The following is a 20,489-nucleotide window of genomic DNA, read 5'->3' as shown; positions in this document are numbered from 1 at the left end:
CCCCAGCCTATGCCCTGCCGAGTAAGCACAACACCGCATGCCAGCCGATCCCAACCTAAGTTTGCCCTGGCCTCAATGCCGCGCACTGCCGGGCAGCTTCTTTGGCCGCGACGCGCGCCTGCTGGCCCGCGAGCTGCTCGGCAAGGTGATCCGCCATAAACAGGGCGAGCGCTGGCTGAGTGCGCGAATTATCGAGACCGAGGCCTACTACCTGAGCGAGAAAGGCAGCCATGCCTCTCTCGGTTACACCCATAAACGCCGCGCACTGTTTATGGATGGCGGACACATCTATATGTATTACGCCCGGGGCGGCGATTCACTGAATTTCAGCGCCCAAGGCCCCGGCAATGCGGTGCTGATCAAATCCGCCTATCCCTGGCAGGACGAACACAGCAGTGCAGATGCCGTGGCGCAGATGCAGGCGAATAACCCCGACGCCCAGGGCAGACCACGCCGCCGCGAAACCCTCTGTGCCGGGCAAACACTGCTGTGCAAATCGCTTGGTTTGAAAGTACCGGATTGGGATGCGCAGGCATTCGATGAGCAACACCTGTTTGTCGAAGACCTCGGTGAGCGCCCGCAACAGATCGTGCAGTGTGCGCGCCTGGGCATCCCCCACGGCCGCGACGAGCAACTGCCCTACCGTTTTGTCGATGCCGCCTTTGCCCGCCATTGCACCCGCAACCCGTTAAGACGTGGCCAGCTAGCCGGCCAGGACTATCACCTGCTAACCCCCATGGATGACCACCAATGAGCCAATGGTTCGACACCCTGACCCTCTGGCTAAGCGCCAACCCCGAATGGCTGGGCCTGGCGATTTTTTTGCTGGCCTGCGGCGAATGCCTGGCGATTGTCGGCATTCTCGTACCCGGCACCGTATTGCTGTTCGCCGTCGCTGCGTTGGCCGGTAACGGCGCGCTGGGCCTGGGCGAAACCCTGCTGCTGGCGTTTTGCGGCGGGCTACTGGGCGATTGCCTGTCCTATGCACTGGGGCGCCATTTCCATCAGGACATCGGCCGCCTGCCGGTACTGCGTAATCACCCGCAATGGCTGAACAGTGCCCACGGCTACTTTGTGCGCTACGGCGTCGCCAGCCTGCTGGTCGGGCGTTTTATCGGTCCACTGCGACCCATGCTGCCGATGGTCGCCGGCATGTTCGACATGCCCTTCGTGCGCTTTTTTAGCGTCAGCCTGCTGGCTGGGCTTGGTTGGTCCATCGCCTATATGCTGCCCGGCTGGGCCACGGGTGCAGCCCTGCGCCTGCCGCTGCCAGAAGGGTTCTGGACCCAGGCCGGGGCCATTGCCGCCTGTGTGGCACTGGTAGTGGGCATCAGCGTGCAAGGCAGCTTGCGTGGACAACGGCACGCCAGCCTGCTGACCGCGGCGGCAAGCCTGGCTCTGCTGATTGGCCTGATGCTCAGCTGGCCACACCTGAGCCAGCTTGATCAAGGCCTGCTGACCTTGGTGCAGGAGCATCGCAGCGCGGCGCTGGACACCCTGATGGTGCTGGTCACCCGCCTCGGCGATATGCGCACGCAACTGGCGGCGGCCGTGTTGCTGTGCCTGATTCTGCTGGCGACCCGGCAATGGCGCGCGCTCTGCCTGGCGATTGGCAGCCTGCTCGGCACCGCCCTGGCCAACGGCGCGCTGAAAGCATTCTTCGCCCGCAGCCGCCCCGACGTGCTGCTGGAGCCGCTGAACAGTTTCAGTTTTCCCAGTGGACACAGCTCGGCGGCCTTCGCGTTCTTTCTGCTACTCGGGGTGCTGGCCGGCCGCGGCCAACCGACACGTATGCGCCTGACCTGGCTGCTGCTGGCCTGCCTGCCAGCCGCAGCGATTGCCGGCTCGCGGATATACCTGGGGGTGCACTGGCCCAGCGACATCATCGCCGGGGCCATGTTGGCGGCCTGTTTCTGCGCGCTGAGCCTGGCCCTGGTGCAATGGCGCACGCCACTGCCGGCGTTGTCGGGGAAAGTCTGGTGGCTGTTGCTGCCGGCGATTATCGCCCTGCTCGGCGGCATCACCACCTGGCAGCTGTCCGCCGGGGTGCTGCTGTACCGTTACTGACGCTCGCCCTGCAGCAGTTCCAGCAGCAGCTGCAGCAACTCCAGACGCAGCTGCACCCCGGGGGTTTCAAGCAACTGCAGCTTCTGCTCGGCGTCCAGCGGCAACAGATAGGCCAGCTGATTAGCCAATGCCTCCTGCCCCATCGGCTCGCTCGACATGCCCAGCGACGCCACCAGCGGGTGAGCGCTTAGCGCACCGAGCAATGCCACCAGGTCAGCATGCTCAGCTTCCAGCGGCTGCTCCGGCTGCTCGTCCAGCCATTCAACCTCGGCCAGAGTCAGTTGATCCGGTAGCACTTGCGCGCGCTGCACGCGAAAACGCCGACCACCCTCAACGCGAATCCCCAACAGGCCATTAGGCAACTGCTGAAAATCGCGAATCAGCGCCTCGCAGCCTATTGCCGAGAACTGCCCGGCCGCCTCGCCCACTTCAGCGCCGTCGATGATGCAGACCACGCCAAAGCCCTCGCCCTGCTTCATGCAGCGGCTAATCATATCCAGATAGCGCGCCTCGAATATCTGCAAGTCGAGCATGCAGCCGGGAAACAGCACGGTATTCAATGGAAATAGCGGTAGGGTCACAGGCGCCTCCTTATAACCACAACAGAATAGCCAGCGGCAGCAATACGGCAGTGAATACGCCCATCAGACTCATTGCCAAGGCGGAGAACGCGCCGCACTCCTCGCCGTCCTGCAGCGCGCGGGCGGTGCCGACCGCGTGCGCAGTCAGGCCCAGGGCCATGCCCAGTGCAGCCGGATGCTGCACGCCACAGCGCTTGAGCAGCGCCGGGCCGATGATCGCGCCGATAATCCCGGTGATCATCACAAACACCGCCGCCAGGGCGGCAATCCCGCCAATCTGATTGGCCACCAGCATGGCAATCGGCGAGGTCACCGATTTGGGTGCCATGCTCATCAGCATGATCTGCTCGGCACCGAAGACCCAGGCCAGGGTAATCCCCAATACAGTCGCAACCACGCCGGCCACCAGCAGGGTGATCAGCGTCGGCCAGAACAGCTGGCGAATTCGCCGCAGATTAAGGAACAGCGGCACGGCCAGCGCCACCGTGGTCGGCCCGAGGAACAGCGTCAGCGCCGCCGCGCTGTCCTTGTACTCGGCAAAGGTCAAACCGCAGGCCAGAAGAATGCCGATCACTGTAAGCATCGACAGCAACACCGGCTGCAGAAACACCCAGCGGGTTTTCTCATAGGCGGCAATCGCCAGCTGATAGGCGCCGAGGGTGATGCCCACGCCAAACAACGGATGGTGAATCAGCGCCTGCCAAGCGGCGTGCCATTCCAGCGTCATGCGCCCTCCCGACGTTGCTGACGATCGATCAACTTCTGCATCAACCAGCCGGCGAACACGATGGAGATCAGCAGCGACAGCAGCAGCGCACCGGCAATCGCCCAGAAGTCGGCAAAGATATCCTCGGCATAGGCCATCACCCCCACCGCTGGCGGCACCAACAACAGCGGCAGGTATTTCAACAGGCTGGTGGAGGCCAAATGCAACGGCTCGCCCACCTCACCGCGCAGCAGCAGAAAGCCGAACAACAGCAGCATGCCGATGATCGGACCCGGCAGGATCGGGATCAGCAGGACATTCAGCGCAGTGCCGAGCAACTGGCACAGCACCAGCCAGGAAAGGCCGCGTAGCAGCATGATGGGTAATCTCCGAATCGTATGATCCCAGACACGGTGCCGCGCATTATAAGCAGAAGCGCCCGGCAGGGGCCGGTTTACAGCGGTCGCGAAGAATCAAGCGGTGCACAGACGCAGGCCGCAATAGGCACTTGACCCTGCGGCAAACCCATGATGATCTTAGGGCAGAAGGATTTACGCCCGAAAAAAACAACACTTGCGTCTTCAAGGAGAAACCATGACATCAGTACCCGCCGCCGAATTGCCCAGCTATATCGGTAAAGAACTCGGTCGTTCCGACTGGCTGACCATCGACCAGGAACGCATCAACCAGTTCGCCGAATGCACGGGCGACCATCAGTTCATCCACGTCGCCCCGGAAAAAGCCAAGCTCACCCCCTTCGGCTCCACCATCGCCCACGGCTTCCTCTCGCTGTCGCTGGTACCCAAGCTGATGGAAGGCATCATGATCATGCCCAAAGGGCTGAAGATGGCCGTCAACTATGGTCTGGACAGCGTGCGCTTTATCCAGCCGGTGAAGGTCAACTCCAACGTCCGCCTGGTGGTCAGCCTGACCGACGCCCACGAGAAGAACCCTGGCCAATGGCTGCTCAAGGCCAAGGTCGTGCTGGAGATTGAAGGTTCGGAAAAACCCGCCTATATCGCCGAACCGCTGACGCTCTGCTTCGTCTGATCGCAGCCACTGGACAAAGGCGCACAGGCATCTGCACGTGCGCCTTTTTATTTTTATGCTTGCGCCGGTGCGCTCAATCACGGCACTTCGAGCACTTTAAGGCATACTCGGCAACGACCTTCCAGCCTGGATTTTCTGCATGCGCCGCCTCTCCCTTCTGGCTCCACTGAGCCTCGCCCTGCTGCTTGTCGCCTGTGGCGATGGCGAACCCTTGCTGCCACCGGATGCCGTGCTACCCGATGGCGGGCGCTACCGTGGCGAAGTTATCGACGGTCTGCTGCAAGGTCCTGGTCGCTTGGATTACAACGACGGCAGCTACTATCAGGGGCAATTCAAGGACGGCCAGTTCAACGGCCAGGGGGAATGGCGCAGCAAGCACGGCGAGCTCTACCGCGGCGAGTTTCAAGGCGGCGACTTCCACGGCCAGGGCAGCCTCACCTACAGCGACGGCAGCCGTTACGAGGGTGGCTTTGTCAACGGCATGCCCAGCGGCGAAGGCCACCTGAAAAGCAGCCAGCTGGAATACCGCGGCGAGTTCAGCAAAGGTCAATACAATGGCCTGGGCAAGCTGCAGTGGAGCAACGGCGCCAGCTTCCAGGGCCAGTTCAAAAAGGGCGAACCCGACGGCCAGGGCGTACTGACCGACGCGGAAGGCAATGCATACACCGGCACCTTCGACAACAGCCAGCTTAATGGCCAGGGTAGCTTCAAGAATCTCGACGGCGACCTCTACAGTGGCCAGTTCCGTGACAACCAATTCCACGGCAAGGGTCGCTACCAAAGTGCCGATGGCGAAGTCTGGAGCGGACGCTTCACCCATGGCAGCCTCACCGGCAAAGGCGAATTCAAGGGCAGCGACGGCAGCCATTACGCTGGCCAATTCAGCGACTGGAGCTACCACGGCGAAGGTCGCCTAAGCCTGGCCGATGGCAGCATCTATCAAGGCAACTTTGCCTACGGCCAATACCAGGGCACCGGTAGCCTGACGCTGGTCGATGGCAGCCAGCAAAGCGGCACCTGGCAGAACGGCCGACTGACGCGTGACGCTCAAGGCAACGCCATACCCGACGACCTGGCCACCGGCCTGCTGGAACAAGGCCGGCTGCTCGATACCGCCATCGCCAAGCTGCCTGCCTCGACCCCGGACATCGAACTCTACGCCCTGACCCTGGCCGGCGACGGTAAGCAGAGCGTATTTATGCGTGAGGCCGATTATGTCGGCAATCTGCTGCAGGATCGCTTCGCTGCCCATGGCCTGATTACCCTGGTCAACCACCGTGACCACCTAGCGGATCGCCCGCTGGCCACCAGCGCCAGCTTGGGCCGCAGCGTTCAGGCCCTGGCCGAACGCAGCGGCGAGGAAGACCTGATCTTTATCTACCTGACTAGCCACGGCTCGGCTCGGCACGAGTTGAACCTCGACCAGCCGCGCCTGCAGCTCAACGACCTGCCCGCCAGTGAACTCGCTGCCCTGCTCGAGCCGCTGAAAGATCGCCACAAGGTGCTGGTGATCTCAGCCTGCTACTCCGGTGGCTTTATCCCCAAACTGCAGGATGACAAGACTCTGGTGATCACTGCCGCACGGGCCGATCGGGTGTCCTTCGGTTGCTCGGAGGAAAACGACTTCACCTACTTCGGCCGTGCCCTGTTTGCCGAAGCCCTGCAGCAGACCGATGACCTGCAGCGCGCCTTCAAGCTGGCCCAGGCCAGTGTTGTCGAACGCGAAAAGGCCGACGGCTTCGAAGCCTCCGAGCCGCAGATCTGGCCAGCCAAGGCGGTGCTCGCACAGTGGCGCAAGCTGCGCGAACAGCAGGCCGAGCGCGCCCTGAACAATGCACTTGAGGCGCAATCTGCGGTCAACCCATAACAGCCATGCACGCCACCAACGGCCTGATAAGCTGATTGATATCAGCGGAGAACTTCACACTATGTATTTGACGCCACAGCACATCCTTCTCGCAGGCGCCACCGGACTGACCGGCGAGCACCTGCTGGACCGCCTGCTGAACGAGCCCACCGTCGCTCGCGTACTGGCCCCCAGCCGCCGCCCTCTGGCCGCGCACGCACACCTGGAAAACCCGCAGGGCGAACTGCTGGCCCTGCTGCCGCAACTGACGGGCAAGGTCGATACGGCTTTCTGCTGCCTGGGCAGCACGATCAAACAGGCCGGCTCGCAAGAGGCTTTTCGCGCGGTCGATCATGACCTGGTGATCGCCTTCGCCGAGCGCGCCCGCGCCCTCGGTGCACGTCACCTGCTGGTGATCAGCGCCCTCGGCGCGGATGCCAATTCCACCGTGTTCTACAACAAGGTCAAAGGCCAAATGGAGCAGGCCCTGCGCGCGCAGGACTGGCCGCAGCTGACCATCGCCCGCCCTTCGTTACTGCTTGGCGCACGCCAGGAATTCCGCCTTGGCGAGCGCTTGGCCGCTCCCTTTATGCGCTGGCTGCCGGGCAAGTACCGTGGCATCGAAGCCACCGTATTGGCCCGTGCCCTGTGGCGTCTTGCCCTGGAGGAAGATGCCGGCACTCGGGTAATCGAATCAGACCAACTGCGCCGCCTCGGCCGCTAACTGCTGTTAATCAAGAAGCCATCGACCTATGAGCACCACCCCGCACGACCTGATCAGCGCCCTGAGCCACGCCGACATGCTGGAAATCGACGGCCTGCATGCCTGGCAATTCAACCTGGACGCCGAACAACTGGCCCAGCACCAGGCCGGCCCCCCACCCGCTGGTGATACGCCACTACTGAGCATCGAATGCATGGACGGCCGCGCCCTGCGCAAATGGCACTTCAGCCTGGCCCAGGTAATCGCCGCACGCTTTGATGGTGAGGCCGACGCCTGGAACATTAGCGGCACTACCTGCGCTCATCTGATCAAATGTTTTGCCGCTGTCAGCGGTGACAACAGTGACCTGCCAGGCGACGCCGAATAACCCTGCCGAGGGCACCCGTGAGCCTGTATGAGCGCTATCTGCTGCCACATCTGATCGACTTCGCCTGTGGCATGGGCGCGGTGATGAAAGCCCGTTCACAACTGGTGCCACAGGCCCATGGCCGGGTGCTTGAAATCGGCATCGGCAGCGGCCTTAATCTGGCGTTCTATGACGCTGCAAAGGTCAGCGTGATCATCGGTGTCGACCCCAGCGCCGATATGCAGAGGTTGGCCAGACAACGGGCCGCCGCGATCAGCACCCCAGTGGAGATGATTGCCCTCGAACTGGGACAGATTCAGGCCGACGACGCCAGCTTCGACAGCATCGTCTGCACCTTTACCCTGTGCACCATCCCCGACGCCGTGGCGGCGCTGAAGGAAATGCGCCGCGTGCTCAAGCCCGGCGGTCGCCTGCTGTTCTGCGAGCACGGCCTGGCTCCGGAGCTGCCTGTGCTGCGCTGGCAGAACCGCCTGACGCCGCTGTGGAAACCACTGGCCGGCGGCTGTCACCTCAATCGCGATATCCAGGCGCTGATCACCGCAGGCGGTTTTCAGATTGGCGAACTAAGCAATCGCTACCTCAAGGGACCTCGGCCCATGACCTATATCTACCAGGGCTGGGCTGACTAGCGGTCAGAAATAGCCAATCGCCATTACCAGCCGGCGCCGTCTCCATATTCTGGCTATCGTTAGTTTATGGACTCTCGTATGGAAGTTGGCCACGCATGAAGCGCCTGTCATTTCGCCACCTCGCCACCGTTCTACTCGTCACTTCAGCCCTCACGGTCGCCACGCTGAGCAACGCACAATCGCGCCAAGTGAGTGTCGGGGTTTACGCCAACGAACCGAAAATCCTCCTCGGCCAGGACGGCAAACTCTCCGGCATCCTCGGCGAACTGCTAAATGAAATCGCGCGCCAGGAATACTGGCAACTGCGTCCCAGGCCATGCGAATGGCAGGAATGCCTGGAGCTGGCGCAGAGCGGTGAAATCGACCTGATGCCGGATGTGGCCTACAACGACAGCCGTGCCCAGGTACTCGATTTTCACAAGGTGCCCTCGCTCTTCAGTTGGTCGCAGCTCTACAGCAGTGAAGACCTGCAGCTCAAATCGATACTCGAACTCAAAGGCCTGCGCATTGCCGTATTGCAAGGCTCGGTGCAGGAGGAATACCTACGCGGGCTGCTTACCAGTTTTGGTCTGGAAGCCCAGCTGATCGGCGTACCCAGCCTGCCGCAGGGCTTTGAATTAGTGGCGGGCGGGCAGGCCGACGCAGCGGTGGCCAACCAGCGTTTTGGCGACTTCCATGCGCCGAGCTATCAACTGCAAAGCTCCTCAATCATGTTTCAACCGGCGCAGCTGTTCTACGCCACACGCAAGGGGCAGAACGCTGATTTGCTAAGCGCCATCGACAAACACCTGTCGAGCTGGCAGGACTCGCCCTCCTCGATCTACTACCAGAGCCTGCATCGCTGGAGCGGTGAACGGCCACGCCTGCTGATCCCCACCAGCGTCTGGTGGGGGCTGAGCACCCTCGCCCTATTGCTGATCGCCGCTCTCGGTGGTGCGCTACTGCTGCGCCGCCAGGTACGCGAGAAAACCCGTCACCTGCTGGCCAGCGAACAACGCCTGAACACCATCCTCGAAAGCGTCGAAGCCTATATCTATATCAAGGACGCACAACTGCGTTACCAATACGCCAACCGCAAGGTTTGCGAGCTGTTCGGGCAAACCCTAGAGCAGATCATTGGCAAGAATGACGAACAGTTTTTCGATATCGATACGGCCACCAACCTGCATGAAAATGATCGCCGCGTACTCACACTTGGCGAGCGCGTACAGACTGAAGAGATCAACCGCAGCCTGGATGGCCATACCGAACACACGTTCCTATCGATTAAGCTGCCGCTACGCGACAGCGCCGGCAAAATTTACGCCCTGTGTGGGATTTCCACGGACATCTCCGAACACAAGAAGAACCTCGAAAAAATCAATCAACTGGCCTTCTACGACCCGCTCACCGGCCTACCCAACCGCCGTCTGCTGGTCGACCGTCTCCAACAGGCATTGGCCAAACATGCGCGCGGACTGCAACAGGGCGCACTGCTGTTTATCGACTTGGACAACTTCAAGAACCTCAACGACACCCTAGGTCACGACATGGGTGACCTGTTGTTGCAGCAAGTCGCCGAGCGTTTGAATAGTCATGTCCGTGCCCAGGACACCTTGGCGCGCCTGGGCGGGGACGAATTTGTCCTGATGCTTGAAGGGCTAAACCTCAAGCCTGAGCGGGCAGTGCGTCAAATCGAAAAGGTCGGCAATAAGATCGTTGCCGCATTGGCCTCCCCCTACAACCTGAAGGGGCGAAGCCACACCAGTACGGCCAGTATCGGCATTGCATTGTTTCCAGCGGAATACGACAAAGTCGATGAGGTGCTCAAACGCGCCGACATGGCCATGTATGAGGCAAAAGCTGCCGGACGCAATTGCATGCGCTTCTTCGATCCACGAATGCAGGCCGAAGTCAGCGCACGCGCCAGCCTGGAAAGCGACCTGCGCCAGAGCCTCGGCCAGCGCGACTTTATCCTGCACTACCAGCCCCAGGTGGATGCTCAAGGACAGCTGATCGAAGCAGAAGCCCTGGTGCGCTGGCAGCATCCCACACGCGGGCTGGTGCCGCCGGGGGAATTTATTCCGCTGGCAGAAAGCACTGGGCTGATTCTGCCCCTGGGCCGCCTGATCCTGCACATCGCCTGCCAGCAACTGGTGGCCTGGGCTGCGCATCCACAGCTGGCGCAGCTAACCCTGGAGGTCAACGTCAGCGCGAGGCAGTTCCACCACCCCGACTTTGTCGAAGACGTATTCGCGACCCTCGCCGAAAGTGGCGCGAACCCGCAGCGCCTGGAACTGGAACTGACCGAAAGCCAGCTGGTGGAAGATGTGGAAGTGCTTATCGGCAAGATGAGCCAACTGAAAGCGCGCGGGGTGCATCTGGCACTAGACGATTTCGGCGCGGGCTACTCCTCGCTTAACTACCTCAAGCGACTGCCATTGGACCAACTGAAGATCGACCAATCGTTCGTCCGCGACCTGCTCGAACAACCCAGCGACGCCGCTATCGTACGCACCATCCTGGCGCTAGGGGCCAACCTCAACCTGGCCGTAACCGCCGAAGGGGTGGAAACCCAGGAACAGTATGACGCCCTGCAAGACATGGGCTGCCGACGCTTTCAGGGCTACCTGTTCGCCAAGCCGGGACCGGCGCAGAATCTGGAGCACTGGCCATTGGCAACTACCTGGCAGGGTAAAGAGGCCAGTATTCCGGACGCCTGAGGCCCCTTACAAGCCGCCGCTGATGCCCAGATTAAGGCCAATGGCGGTGGCCAGAGACAGTGGTAGCAACAGGGTATCAAGCAATGCGCTAACCGGCAGATCGGCGGCCGGGTAAGCCGGCGCCTCGGCGCCGAAGCGCTCAGTGGCGCAGCAACCGCCTTGCAGCGCATACAGGTTCAGCCGCGTACCCGCATACACCACCGGCGCGTCGGGCTTGGCGGCATCCAGGGTGCGCACCGTAGCGCAGCCGCTGAGGGTCAGGCTCAGCAGCAGGCAGACGGCCGCACGGGCCAGAGGCTTATTCATCCGGGGTGATCTGATGGTGCTCGCCCCAACGCGGCAGCATGTCCTGAGGGATGTTCAGGCAGTTGAGGATACGCGCCACCACGAAATCAATCAGATCATCGATGGCCTGCGGCTGATGATAGAAGCCCGGAGCGGCCGGCAGGATGGTCGCCCCAAGATTCGACAGCTTGAGCATATTCTCCAGATGGATGCTGGAGAACGGCGCCTCGCGTGGCACCAGAATCAGCTGACGACGCTCCTTCAAGGCAACATCGGCGGCGCGCTCGATCAGGTTGTTGCAAGCCCCGGTGGCAATCGCCGACAACGTGCCGGTGCTGCACGGCACCACCACCATCGCCGAGGGCGCGCCGGAGCCGGAGGCCACCGGCGCCATCCAGTCTTCCTTGCCATACACGCGAATCTGCCCCGGCGCGGCGCCGGTGTACTCGCTCAGGAACGCCTGCATAGCTTGGGGTTTGCTCGGCAGGCTGACATCGGTTTCCGTGGCCATGACCAATTGCGCGGCCTTGGAAATCAGAAAGTGCACCTCGCGCTCTTCCTGCACCAGGCAGTCGAGCAGGCGCAGGCCGTACTGCGCCCCTGACGCTCCCGTCATAGCCAAGGTAATTCGTTCAGGACCGCTCATAAATTCACTCTCAAAGCTGCTGCGCTTGCTTATGCTGCGTTGAAAGCCTGCTCGGAATGCTCATTTACAACAGTAAACTTCGCTTCCTCGCAGGCTTTCGCCTTGCCTAATCTGCGCTCGCGACGCTTTGAGCGCGAATTTTGGCTCTCTATAAAAGGGCCGCAGCCAACTTGCCATGCAAACCGCCAAAGCCGCCGTTGCTCATCACCACCACCTGGGTGCCCGGCGCGGCTTCGGCCTTTACCCCGGCAATGATCGCTTCCAGCGAGTCGCAAACCTGCGTCGGTACGGTCGAGGTGGCCACAGTGCCAGCCAGGTCCCAACCGAGATTCGGCGGTGCATACCAGTACACCGAGTCCGCCTGCACCACGGACTCCGGCAGCCCATCACGGTGCGCGCCGAGTTTCATCGAGTTGGAACGCGGCTCGACAATGGCGATCAATTTTGCATCGCCGATGCGCTTGCGCAGGCCATCGAGGGTGGTTGCAATCGCAGTCGGATGGTGGGCGAAGTCGTCGAAGATGGTCACGCCATTCACCTCGGCGACCTTTTCCATGCGCCGCTTGGCGTTGATAAAGCCGCAAAGTGCAGCGATGCCCAGCTCCGGCACCACGCCGACATGGCGCGCCGCCGCCAGCACCGCCAGGGCATTGGCGACGTTGTGCTGGCCGGTCAGCTGCCAATCCACGGTGCCAGCAACCTTGCCCTCGAAACTCACCTCAAAGCGCGAGCCATCGGCGCTAAGCAGACGCCCCTGCCATTGGCCGCCTTCGCCAGTGGTTTGCACCGGGGTCCAACAGCCCATCTCGATCACCCGCTTAAGCGCAGGCTCAGAGGTCGGGTGAATGATCAGGCCGTCGCCCGGAATGGTGCGTACCAGATGGTGGAACTGCCGCTCGATCGCCGCCAGATCCGGGAAGATGTCCGCGTGATCGAACTCCAGGTTATTCAGGATCGCGGTACGCGGACGGTAGTGGACGAACTTGCTGCGTTTGTCGAAGAAGGCGCTGTCGTACTCATCGGCCTCGACCACAAAGAACGGCGTGCCGCCCAAGCGTGCGGAGATACCAAAGTTCTGCGGCACGCCGCCAATCAAAAAGCCCGGGCTCATGCCGGCATGCTCCAGCACCCAGGCCAACATGCTCGAACTGCTGGTCTTGCCATGGGTGCCGGCTACAGCCATAACCCAACGGCCTTGCAGCACGTGGTCAGCCAACCACTGCGGGCCACTGACATAGGGCAGGCCCTTATTCAGTACGTATTCCACCGCCGGATTTCCGCGCGACAGGGCATTGCCAACCACCACCAGATCCGGCGCGGGGTCGAGCTGGGCGGCGTCATAGCCCTGGGTCAGTTCGATACCCTGGGCTTGCAGCTGGGTGCTCATGGGCGGATAGACGTTGGCGTCGGAACCGGTCACGCGGTGGCCGAGTTCCTTGGCCAGCACGGCCAGCGAGCCCATAAAAGTGCCGCAGATGCCGAGAATATGGATATGCATGATTTACCTTGCAGGCGTCGTCAGAGCCGGTGAATAAGGCGGGATAAAAACTGGCCGCAGATTAGCACAGCCCCCTTGGCCATTTCCGTAGGTTGGGTCGTGCGCCGAAGCCCAACAACGCGGGCAGCCTGTTGGGCTTCGCTACGCTCAACACCAACCTACGGCTTTAGCCTCGCCTGGCAATCCCGTGCTTGCGCAGTTTGCGGTACAGGGTATTGCGGCTGATGCCCAGCTGTTCGGCGCTGCGGCTCATCTGCCAGTGCTGCGCTTCTAGGACCGCGAGCAGCGCGGTGCGTTCGGCATCACCCAGCTGATCGGGCTTGGCCGCAAGCAGCAGGGCCAGCGCAGGGCGTGTATGGCGAATCTCGGCGGGCAGGTCGGCGTGACTGATCACGCCGTTTTCGCACAGCGCGCAGAGGGTGCGCAGCACATTGCGCAGCTGGCGCACATTGCCCGGCCAGAGGTAGGCGAGCAGCGCTTCGCGGGCGGCATCATCAAGCCGCACCGGCTGCCCGCGCGCCTCTTCGCCAAGAAGGAAATCCAGCAGCGCCAGCTTGTCACTGCGCTCACGCAATGGCGGCAGCTCGATCACCAGGCCATTGAGGCGATAGAACAGGTCCTGACGAAACTCGCCGCTGGCCACCCGTTCGTTCAGATCGCGATGGCTGGCGCTGATCACCCGCACATCGATGGCCTGCGCTTCACCGCCGATCGGCTCGACCCGACGCTCTTCCAGCACGCGCAGCAAGCGGGTTTGCAGCGCCAGCGGCATATCGCCAATTTCATCGAGAAACAGCGTACCGCCATCGGCCTGCTGCAGCTTGCCGCGCATGCCCTCCTTGCGCGCGCCGGTAAAGCTGCCGCCGCGATAACCGAACAGCTCGCTCTCGATCAGGCTCTCGGGAATTGCCGCGCAGTTCAGTGCCACAAAGGGCTTGCCGCCACGCGAGCTGACCTGATGCAGGGCCTTGGCGAAGGCCTCCTTGCCGGTGCCGGTTTCGCCGCCGATCAGTAGCGGTACATCACGCTCGTAAACACGCAGGGCGCGGCGGAAATCACCCTGCAAACCGGGGTCGGCCAGACACAACCCCGGCGTTGCCAAGCTCGCCGCAGATAGCGCCTGAGCACTGCGCCGCGGCTGGCCGCGCAGCATGGCAAACAGTAGCTGACCACGTTGGGTATACAGCGGCCAACTGGCGCTGGGCTGCGCCGAAGCACGACCGAGCAGGTCATCCAGGCGGCAATCAAATACCTCGATCAAGGTGCGCCCGAGCAGTTGCCGCCGCGACAGACCGAGCAGATTGATCGCACTCTGATTGACCGCACTCACCCGGCCGTCGCCATCGAAGGCCAGCAGCCCCTCGCTGAACTGGCCAATGTATTCGGCCTGAGCATGGAAGCGCAGCAGCCATTCACCTTCATAGCTGCGCAGGAAATGGCAGCCCTCGATGGCCTTGGCCGACAGGTTGACCAGGGCCATGGTGTGGAACTGGCTCTGCCGCGATACGTCATGCCGCGCCGAGGACACGTCAAGCACCGCCAGCAGCTCGCCATGCGGGTCGAATACCGGGCTGGCCGAGCAGGTCAGCCCGGTATGCCGGCTGCGAAAATGTTCGTTCTGGTGGATGGTCAACGGCTGGCGCTCGACCAGGCAGGTGCCGATGCCGTTGGTGCCTTCGCAGGCCTCGCTCCAGTCGGCGCCAAGCCACAGGCCGGCCTGCTCGAAAGTGCGTTTTTCCGCCTGCTCGGTGACGCAGTTGAGGATTACCCCACGCGCATCGGTGAGCAGCACGGCATGACCGCTGCCGGCCAACTGGCGATGCAGGCTGTTCATCTCGTTGCTGGAAATCTCCAGCACCTGTTGCAGCTGCTCGCGCCGCTCGAGCATGCGCGCGTGTTCGATCACCGCAGGCGGCATGTTCTGCGCCGGGTCGAGGTGATGCTGCTGCAGGCAGCGCAGCCAGGAGCGCGCCACCGAGGAGTCAGCAGCGGGGCCAGCGTGTTGGCCGCGCCCTTGGGCCACGGTCAGCACCTGCTGGGCGTGGCGGCTTGCTGGGTTATGCATTGTTATTGTTCTCCGCAGTAGCAAGCCGTTGAGAAACTACCTGCGTTGGCAATACTTCGTTAAAAACAGGCTCGGAATGCTCATTTACACCAGTAAACTCCGCTTCCTCGCCTGTTTTTGCCTTGTCTTGCCGGCCTCGCCTACGTTTTCAACGGCCTGCTAGGAGTTGCACGTGATGGCCGAGCATCTACCAGCTTTCCGGCCATTGCAAGGCGCACTGACCGGCGAGTCACCACGCTGTATCGCCCCTGGCACAGAGTGTCACGCGGGCCGTATCAGGGCCGATACAGCCCGCGCGCCACAATCTCTCGCTATACACCACGTAACCGCTCTAGCCCGGCCATTGCTCACTCCTGGCCCAGCCCTTGCTCTGTGCCTGTTCAAGCGCCACAGCGCGCCGTTCGCTGCATCACCAGAACAAGCATAAGAACCAGGAGATATTCAGCATGCGTTACGCCCATCCCGGTACCGAAGGTGCCCTCGTTTCGTTCAAATCCCGTTACGGTAACTACATCGGCGGCGAGTTTGTCGCGCCGGTCAAAGGCCAGTACTTCACCAACACCTCGCCGGTGAACGGCCTGCCGATTGCCGAGTTCCCGCGCTCCACGGCCGAAGATATCGACAAGGCGCTGGACGCTGCCCATTCCGCCGCCGATGCCTGGGGCCGAACGTCGGTGCAGGAACGCTCACTGATTCTGTTGAAGATCGCCGACCGCATCGAAGCCAACCTTGAAGTACTGGCCATCACCGAAACCTGGGACAACGGCAAGGCCGTGCGCGAAACCCTGAATGCCGATATTCCCCTGGCCGCCGACCACTTCCGCTACTTCGCCGGCTGCCTGCGCGCCCAGGAAGGCTCGGCTGCCGAGATCGACGGCAACACCGTGGCTTATCACATCCATGAGCCGCTGGGCGTGGTCGGGCAGATCATCCCTTGGAACTTCCCGCTGCTGATGGCCGCATGGAAACTTGCCCCGGCCCTGGCCGCCGGCAACTGCGTGGTATTGAAACCGGCCGAGCAAACGCCGCTGGGCATCAGCGTGCTGATGGAGCTGATCGGCGACCTGCTGCCGCCGGGCGTGCTCAACTTGGTGCAGGGTTACGGTAAAGAAGCGGGCGAGGCCCTGGCCACCTGCAAACGCATCGCCAAGATCGCCTTCACCGGCTCGACCCCGGTGGGCGCGCACATCATGAAGTGCGCCGCCGAAAACATCATCCCGAGCACCGTGGAGCTGGGCGGCAAATCGCCGAACATCTTCTTCGAAGACATCATGCAGGCCGAGCCGAGCTTTATTGAAAAAGCCGCTGAAGGCCTGGTACTGGCCTTCTTTAACCAGGGTGAAGTGTGCACCTGCCCGTCGCGGGCGCTGGTGCAGGAATCGATCTACCCGGCCTTTATGAGAGAGGTGATGAAGAAGGTCGAGCAGATCAAACGCGGCGACCCGCTGGACACCGACACCATGGTCGGCGCGCAAGCCTCCGAGCAGCAGTTCGACAAGATCTTGAGTTACCTGGAAATCGCCAAACAGGAAGGTGCTGAGTTGCTTACCGGAGGCAGCGTAGAAAAACTCAGCGGTACCCTGGACGGCGGTTATTACATCCAGCCGACCCTGCTCAAGGGCCACAACAAGATGCGCGTGTTCCAGGAGGAAATCTTCGGCCCGGTGGTCAGCGTCACCACTTTCAAGGACGAAGCCGAAGCCCTGGCGATTGCCAACGACACCGAGTTCGGCCTCGGCGCCGGCCTGTGGACCCGCGACATCAACCGCGCCTACCGCATGGGCCGGGCGATCAAGGCCGGGCGCGTGTGGACCAACTGCTACCACCTCTACCCCGCCCATGCTGCCTTCGGTGGCTACAAGAAGTCCGGCGTCGGCCGCGAAACCCACAAGATGATGCTCGACCACTACCAGCAGACCAAGAACCTGTTGGTGAGCTACGACACCAACCCACTCGGCTTTTTCTAGACATGCCGTGCAAGCAGCAATTGTAGGGTGGGTTAGTGGCGCGGAGTTGGGTTAGCGAAGCACTGCAGAACCTGTGCGCCACGTAACCCACCAAGCGGTAATCGGCTTGGCACCGCTGGTGGGTTACGGCGCAACGGATTAGGCATCGACAGATAGCCCGTGGTCATGCGCCTAACCCACCCTACGAGAAGCTGCGCAACCGCAGCCGATGCTCGGAAACGACATCGGCCTGCCAGCCCGCGCCCCAGGTCTAGACCAGAGGCGCAGTTGGCACAACGGTTGCTGATCCACTGGGTAACACTCTTCCCTCAAATAGCTACACGCCTGGCCGGGCCTGCGCTGCGGCCAGCGTGTTGATAAGGAATTCCCATGGCAGCAGAACAAATCAGTGCGGTAGGTCTACCGCAAGGCACCGATTTAGAGCAGGTCGATGCCGATTACTTCCAAAGCAGGCAATTGAAGAAGGGCGCAGCAGGCTGGGTATTGCTGGTCGGTCTGGGCGTGGCCTACGTGATTTCCGGCGACTATGCCGGCTGGAACTTCGGTCTAGCCCAGGGCGGTTGGGGCGGCATGTTTCTCGCCACCCTGCTGATGGCGCTGATGTACCTGTGCATGTGTTTCTCCCTGGCAGAACTTTCCTCGATGATCCCCACCGCAGGCGGCGGCTACGGCTTTGCCCGCAGCGCCTTCGGCCCCCTGGGCGGTTTTCTTACCGGCACGGCGATCCTGATCGAATACGCCATTGCCCCAGCGGCGATTGCGGTGTTTATCGGCGCCTACTGCGAGTCGCTGTTCGGCATTGGCGGCTGGGCAATCTACCTGGCCTTCTATGTGCTGTTTATCGGCATCCATATCTTCGGCGTCGGTGAAGCGCTGAAGCTGATGTTTATCATCACCGCCGTGGCGGCGATTGCCCTCGGCGTGTTTATCGTCGCGATGGTGCCGCACTTCTCGGTGGCCAACCTGCTCGACATCCCAGTGACCAAAGCCGCAGGCGCCAGCAGTTTCCTGCCGTTCGGCTATGTCGGCGTGTGGGCGGCGATCCCCTATGCGATCTGGTTTTTCCTCGCGGTTGAAGGCGTGCCGCTGGCCGCTGAAGAAACCCGCAATCCGCAGCGCGACATGCCACGCGGGCTGATCGGCGCGATGCTGGTACTGCTGGCCTTTGCCCTGCTGATTCTGCTGATTGGCCCAGGCGGCGCCGGCGCCAAGGCGCTGATGGCGTCGGGCAACCCACTGGTGGAAGCCCTGACCATTGCCTACGGCGAATCCACCTGGATGAGCAGCTTCGTCAACCTGATCGGCCTGGCCGGTTTGATCGCCAGCTTCTTCTCGATCATCTACGCTTACTCCCGGCAGATCTTCGCCCTGTCACGTGCCGGCTACCTGCCGCGCTCGCTGTCGCTGACCAACAAGAACAAGGCACCGGTGCTGGCGCTGATCGTGCCCGGCCTGATCGGCTTTGCCCTGTCGCTGACGGGCCAGGGTGACCTGCTGATTCTGGTCGCGGTGTTCGGCGCCACCATCTCCTACGTGCTGATGATGGCCGCGCACATCACCCTGCGCGTGCGCCGTCCGGAAATGCATCGCCCGTATCGCACCCCAGGCGGCATCGTCACCTCGGGCATCGCCCTGGTGCTTGCCTGCGTGGCCGTGGTGGCCGGCTTCCTGGTCGATACACGGGTGGTGATTGGTGCCGCGATTATCTACGCCGTGCTGATCGCCTACTTCGCCCTGTACAGTCGCCATCACCTGGTGGCCGGTACGCCGGAAGAAGAATTCGTCGCCATCGGTAAAGCCGAGGCCGCGCTCAAGTAATACCCGTCACGTTGGCGCAGCATGATCGTGCTGCGCCAACGTGACGTTTGGGAGACACGCAATGTCCAGTTTTCAGCATACGGTAGGCGGTGAAACCTACCGTTTCGACAGCCTCGCCGAGGTCATGGCCAAGGCCAGCCCGGCACGCTCCGGCGACTATCTAGCGGGCGTGGCGGCAAGCAATGCCGGCGAACGGGTCGCGGCGCAGATGGCCCTGGCCGATATTCCGCTCAAGCATTTCCTTAGGGATGGTCTGAAGTAGCCCTGTATTTCCGGTCAACTTCAGCCTCCGCTGATTTTGAAAGCGGAAAACTGATCAAAAACGATCAAGTCATCCGCTCATTTCGGTGTTTCTGGCCGCCGCGAGCACCTCGCAGCGGTCATTTCCCACATTACAGGCGCACCTCTCCTGCATTCGTCAGCAAATGTCGACGGGCCATCCACAGGTTCGACAGGGCGAACAGCGTTACCAGTTGTGCGGTGTTTTTGGCCAGGCCACGGAAACGCGTCTTCACATAACCGAACTGACGCTTGATCACCCGGAACGGGTGCTCGACCTTGGCGCGAACTTGCGCCTTGGCCTTCTCGATCTTGCGCTTGGCTTTGTACAGCGCGCTGCGCTTACTCAACGTGTTGTACGTACTGCGGCGGGCTGCGATCTGCCAGATCACTTCACGGCCTTCATGTTCTGGCCGCTTCTCTACGCCGGTGTAACCCGCGTCGGCACCCACCATGTTTTCTTTGCCGTGTAGCAGCTTGTCGACCTGAGTAACGTCTGCAACATTGGCTGCCGTGCCGACCACGCTATGCACTAAACCCGACTCGTCATCGACGCCGATGTGCGCCTTCATGCCGAAGTAATACTGGTTTCCCTTCTTGGTCTGGTGCATTTCCGGGTCACGCTTACCGTCCTTGTTCTTGGTCGAACTCGGCGCATTGATCAGCGTGGCATCGACGATGGTGCCTTGGCGCAATGACAAACCGCGGTCACCCAAATAGCCATTGATGACGGCCAAGATGCCCGCAGCCAGTTCGTGTTTCTCCAGCAATCGGCGGAAGTTGAGGATGGTGGTTTCGTCGGGAATGCGCTCCAGGCTCAGACCCGCAAACTGGCGCAGGATGGTGGTCTCGTACAGAGCCTCCTCCATCGCCGGGTCGCTGTAGCCGAACCAGTTCTGCATCAAATGAACCCGTAACATCGCCATCAGCGGATAGGCTGGACGTCCGCCTTCACCCTTGGGGTAATGCGGTTCGATCAAGGCAATCAAACCCTTCCACGGCACAACCTGATCCATCTCGATCAGGAACAGCTCTTTGCGGGTTTGCTTGCGCTTGCCGGCGTACTCGGCGTCGGCGAAGGTCATCTGCTTCATCGGAAAACTCGGCGGGTGGAGTTCAGGTATTTTGCCAAATTCAGGAAGTCTTCTTCAGGGTTTCCCTAGCGCGAGCTATACCACCAGGTGGGATCAGCTGTGGGTGAGGGCAGGGTAGTGTGATGGCCTATCGCGGGAGCAAAAAAGCCCGGCATTTGCCGGGCT

At 61.7% G+C, this 20,489-nt stretch carries 18 protein-coding genes and 1 pseudogene; 11 read left to right on the top strand and 8 right to left on the bottom strand.

Annotated features, from left to right (window positions below; all coding sequences use genetic code 11):
* Positions 1 to 37: 37 nt before the first annotated feature.
* Both BLW24_RS12350 and BLW24_RS12345 read left to right on the top strand, forming a co-directional pair.
* Positions 38 to 754 carry a DNA-3-methyladenine glycosylase gene (locus tag BLW24_RS12350; RefSeq protein ID WP_090381080.1) on the top strand — a complete coding sequence of 239 codons (717 nt, stop codon included), beginning with the start codon at positions 38 to 40 and terminating at the stop codon, positions 752 to 754.
* A complete protein-coding gene (locus BLW24_RS12345; RefSeq protein ID WP_090381072.1) occupies positions 751 to 2,067 on the top strand; it encodes a bifunctional DedA family/phosphatase PAP2 family protein in 1,317 nt (438 codons plus the stop codon). The genes BLW24_RS12350 and BLW24_RS12345 overlap by 4 nt, the downstream gene beginning before the upstream one ends.
* On the opposite strand, the gene BLW24_RS12340 is transcribed toward BLW24_RS12345, so the two are convergent.
* Genes BLW24_RS12340 through BLW24_RS12330 form a run of 3 tightly spaced genes read right to left on the bottom strand, consistent with a single transcriptional unit; the run spans position 2,061 to position 3,731 of the window.
* Complete coding sequence (locus BLW24_RS12340) at positions 2,061 to 2,648, bottom strand: LON peptidase substrate-binding domain-containing protein (RefSeq protein ID WP_090381067.1); 588 nt, start codon at positions 2,646 to 2,648, stop codon at positions 2,061 to 2,063. The genes BLW24_RS12345 and BLW24_RS12340 overlap by 7 nt on opposite strands.
* Before the next feature lie 10 nt (positions 2,649 to 2,658).
* Complete coding sequence (locus tag BLW24_RS12335; protein WP_090387720.1) at positions 2,659 to 3,369, bottom strand: LrgB family protein; 711 nt, start codon at positions 3,367 to 3,369, stop codon at positions 2,659 to 2,661.
* Positions 3,370 to 3,371: 2 nt separating this feature from the next.
* Positions 3,372 to 3,731, bottom strand: coding sequence for a CidA/LrgA family protein (locus BLW24_RS12330; protein ID WP_090381061.1), 360 nt, complete (start codon positions 3,729 to 3,731; stop codon positions 3,372 to 3,374).
* A 217-nt stretch (positions 3,732 to 3,948) separates the two neighbouring features.
* Between BLW24_RS12330 and BLW24_RS12325 the strand changes: the two genes are divergently transcribed.
* From BLW24_RS12325 to BLW24_RS12300, 6 genes are all read left to right on the top strand, one after another.
* The gene (locus BLW24_RS12325; protein ID WP_090381058.1) at positions 3,949 to 4,404 is read left to right on the top strand and encodes a MaoC family dehydratase; all 456 of its coding nucleotides are present in this window, start codon (positions 3,949 to 3,951) and stop codon (positions 4,402 to 4,404) included.
* Positions 4,405 to 4,543: 139 nt separating this feature from the next.
* Positions 4,544 to 6,271, top strand: coding sequence for a C13 family peptidase (locus BLW24_RS12320; RefSeq protein ID WP_090381056.1), 1,728 nt, complete (start codon positions 4,544 to 4,546; stop codon positions 6,269 to 6,271).
* A gap of 61 nt (positions 6,272 to 6,332) precedes the next feature.
* Positions 6,333 to 6,974: an oxidoreductase gene (locus tag BLW24_RS12315; RefSeq protein ID WP_090381053.1), complete on the top strand. Its 642-nt coding sequence runs from the start codon at positions 6,333 to 6,335 to the stop codon at positions 6,972 to 6,974.
* Positions 6,975 to 7,002: 28 nt separating this feature from the next.
* On the top strand, positions 7,003 to 7,341 hold the full coding sequence (locus BLW24_RS12310; protein WP_090381048.1) for a DUF5629 family protein: 339 nt from the start codon (positions 7,003 to 7,005) through the stop codon (positions 7,339 to 7,341).
* A gap of 17 nt (positions 7,342 to 7,358) precedes the next feature.
* A complete protein-coding gene (locus BLW24_RS12305; protein WP_090381043.1) occupies positions 7,359 to 7,970 on the top strand; it encodes a class I SAM-dependent methyltransferase in 612 nt (203 codons plus the stop codon).
* A gap of 95 nt (positions 7,971 to 8,065) precedes the next feature.
* Entirely contained in the window at positions 8,066 to 10,672 is a 2,607-nt protein-coding gene (locus BLW24_RS12300) for an EAL domain-containing protein (RefSeq protein WP_090381040.1), read from the top strand.
* 6 nt (positions 10,673 to 10,678) lie between these two features.
* Here the strand turns inward: BLW24_RS12300 and BLW24_RS12295 are convergent, their stop codons facing one another.
* The 4 genes from BLW24_RS12295 to BLW24_RS12280 form a co-directional block, all read right to left on the bottom strand.
* Entirely contained in the window at positions 10,679 to 10,978 is a 300-nt protein-coding gene (locus BLW24_RS12295) for a YceK/YidQ family lipoprotein (protein WP_090381037.1), read from the bottom strand.
* Entirely contained in the window at positions 10,971 to 11,603 is a 633-nt protein-coding gene (gene ubiX, locus BLW24_RS12290) for a flavin prenyltransferase UbiX (protein WP_090381028.1), read from the bottom strand. The genes BLW24_RS12295 and ubiX overlap by 8 nt, the downstream gene beginning before the upstream one ends.
* A 148-nt stretch (positions 11,604 to 11,751) precedes the next feature.
* Positions 11,752 to 13,101, bottom strand: coding sequence for a UDP-N-acetylmuramate:L-alanyl-gamma-D-glutamyl-meso-diaminopimelate ligase (gene mpl / locus BLW24_RS12285; protein WP_090381023.1), 1,350 nt, complete (start codon positions 13,099 to 13,101; stop codon positions 11,752 to 11,754).
* A 166-nt stretch (positions 13,102 to 13,267) separates the two neighbouring features.
* Positions 13,268 to 15,166: a sigma-54-dependent Fis family transcriptional regulator gene (locus tag BLW24_RS12280; protein WP_090381016.1), complete on the bottom strand. Its 1,899-nt coding sequence runs from the start codon at positions 15,164 to 15,166 to the stop codon at positions 13,268 to 13,270.
* 446 nt (positions 15,167 to 15,612) lie between these two features.
* Between BLW24_RS12280 and exaC the strand changes: the two genes are divergently transcribed.
* From exaC to eutB, 3 genes and pseudogenes are all read left to right on the top strand, one after another.
* On the top strand, positions 15,613 to 17,133 hold the full coding sequence (exaC, locus tag BLW24_RS12275) for an acetaldehyde dehydrogenase ExaC (protein WP_090381010.1): 1,521 nt from the start codon (positions 15,613 to 15,615) through the stop codon (positions 17,131 to 17,133).
* Between the two features lie 369 nt (positions 17,134 to 17,502).
* Positions 17,503 to 18,951, top strand: a complete 1,449-nt coding sequence (eat, locus tag BLW24_RS12270) for an ethanolamine permease (protein ID WP_090381003.1) — start codon at positions 17,503 to 17,505, stop codon at positions 18,949 to 18,951.
* Positions 18,952 to 19,012: 61 nt separating this feature from the next.
* A pseudogene (eutB, locus tag BLW24_RS12265) lies at positions 19,013 to 19,207 on the top strand (ethanolamine ammonia-lyase subunit EutB); the annotation flags it as partial.
* Between the two features lie 136 nt (positions 19,208 to 19,343).
* Here the strand turns inward: eutB and BLW24_RS12260 are convergent.
* The gene (locus BLW24_RS12260; protein ID WP_090375775.1) at positions 19,344 to 20,324 is read right to left on the bottom strand and encodes an IS5 family transposase; all 981 of its coding nucleotides are present in this window, start codon (positions 20,322 to 20,324) and stop codon (positions 19,344 to 19,346) included.
* Positions 20,325 to 20,489 lie beyond the last annotated feature (165 nt).

This window comes from Pseudomonas anguilliseptica, assembly GCF_900105355.1.
GTDB lineage: Bacteria > Pseudomonadota > Gammaproteobacteria > Pseudomonadales > Pseudomonadaceae > Aquipseudomonas > Aquipseudomonas anguilliseptica.
This window is presented reverse-complemented; position numbering and strand designations above follow the sequence as displayed.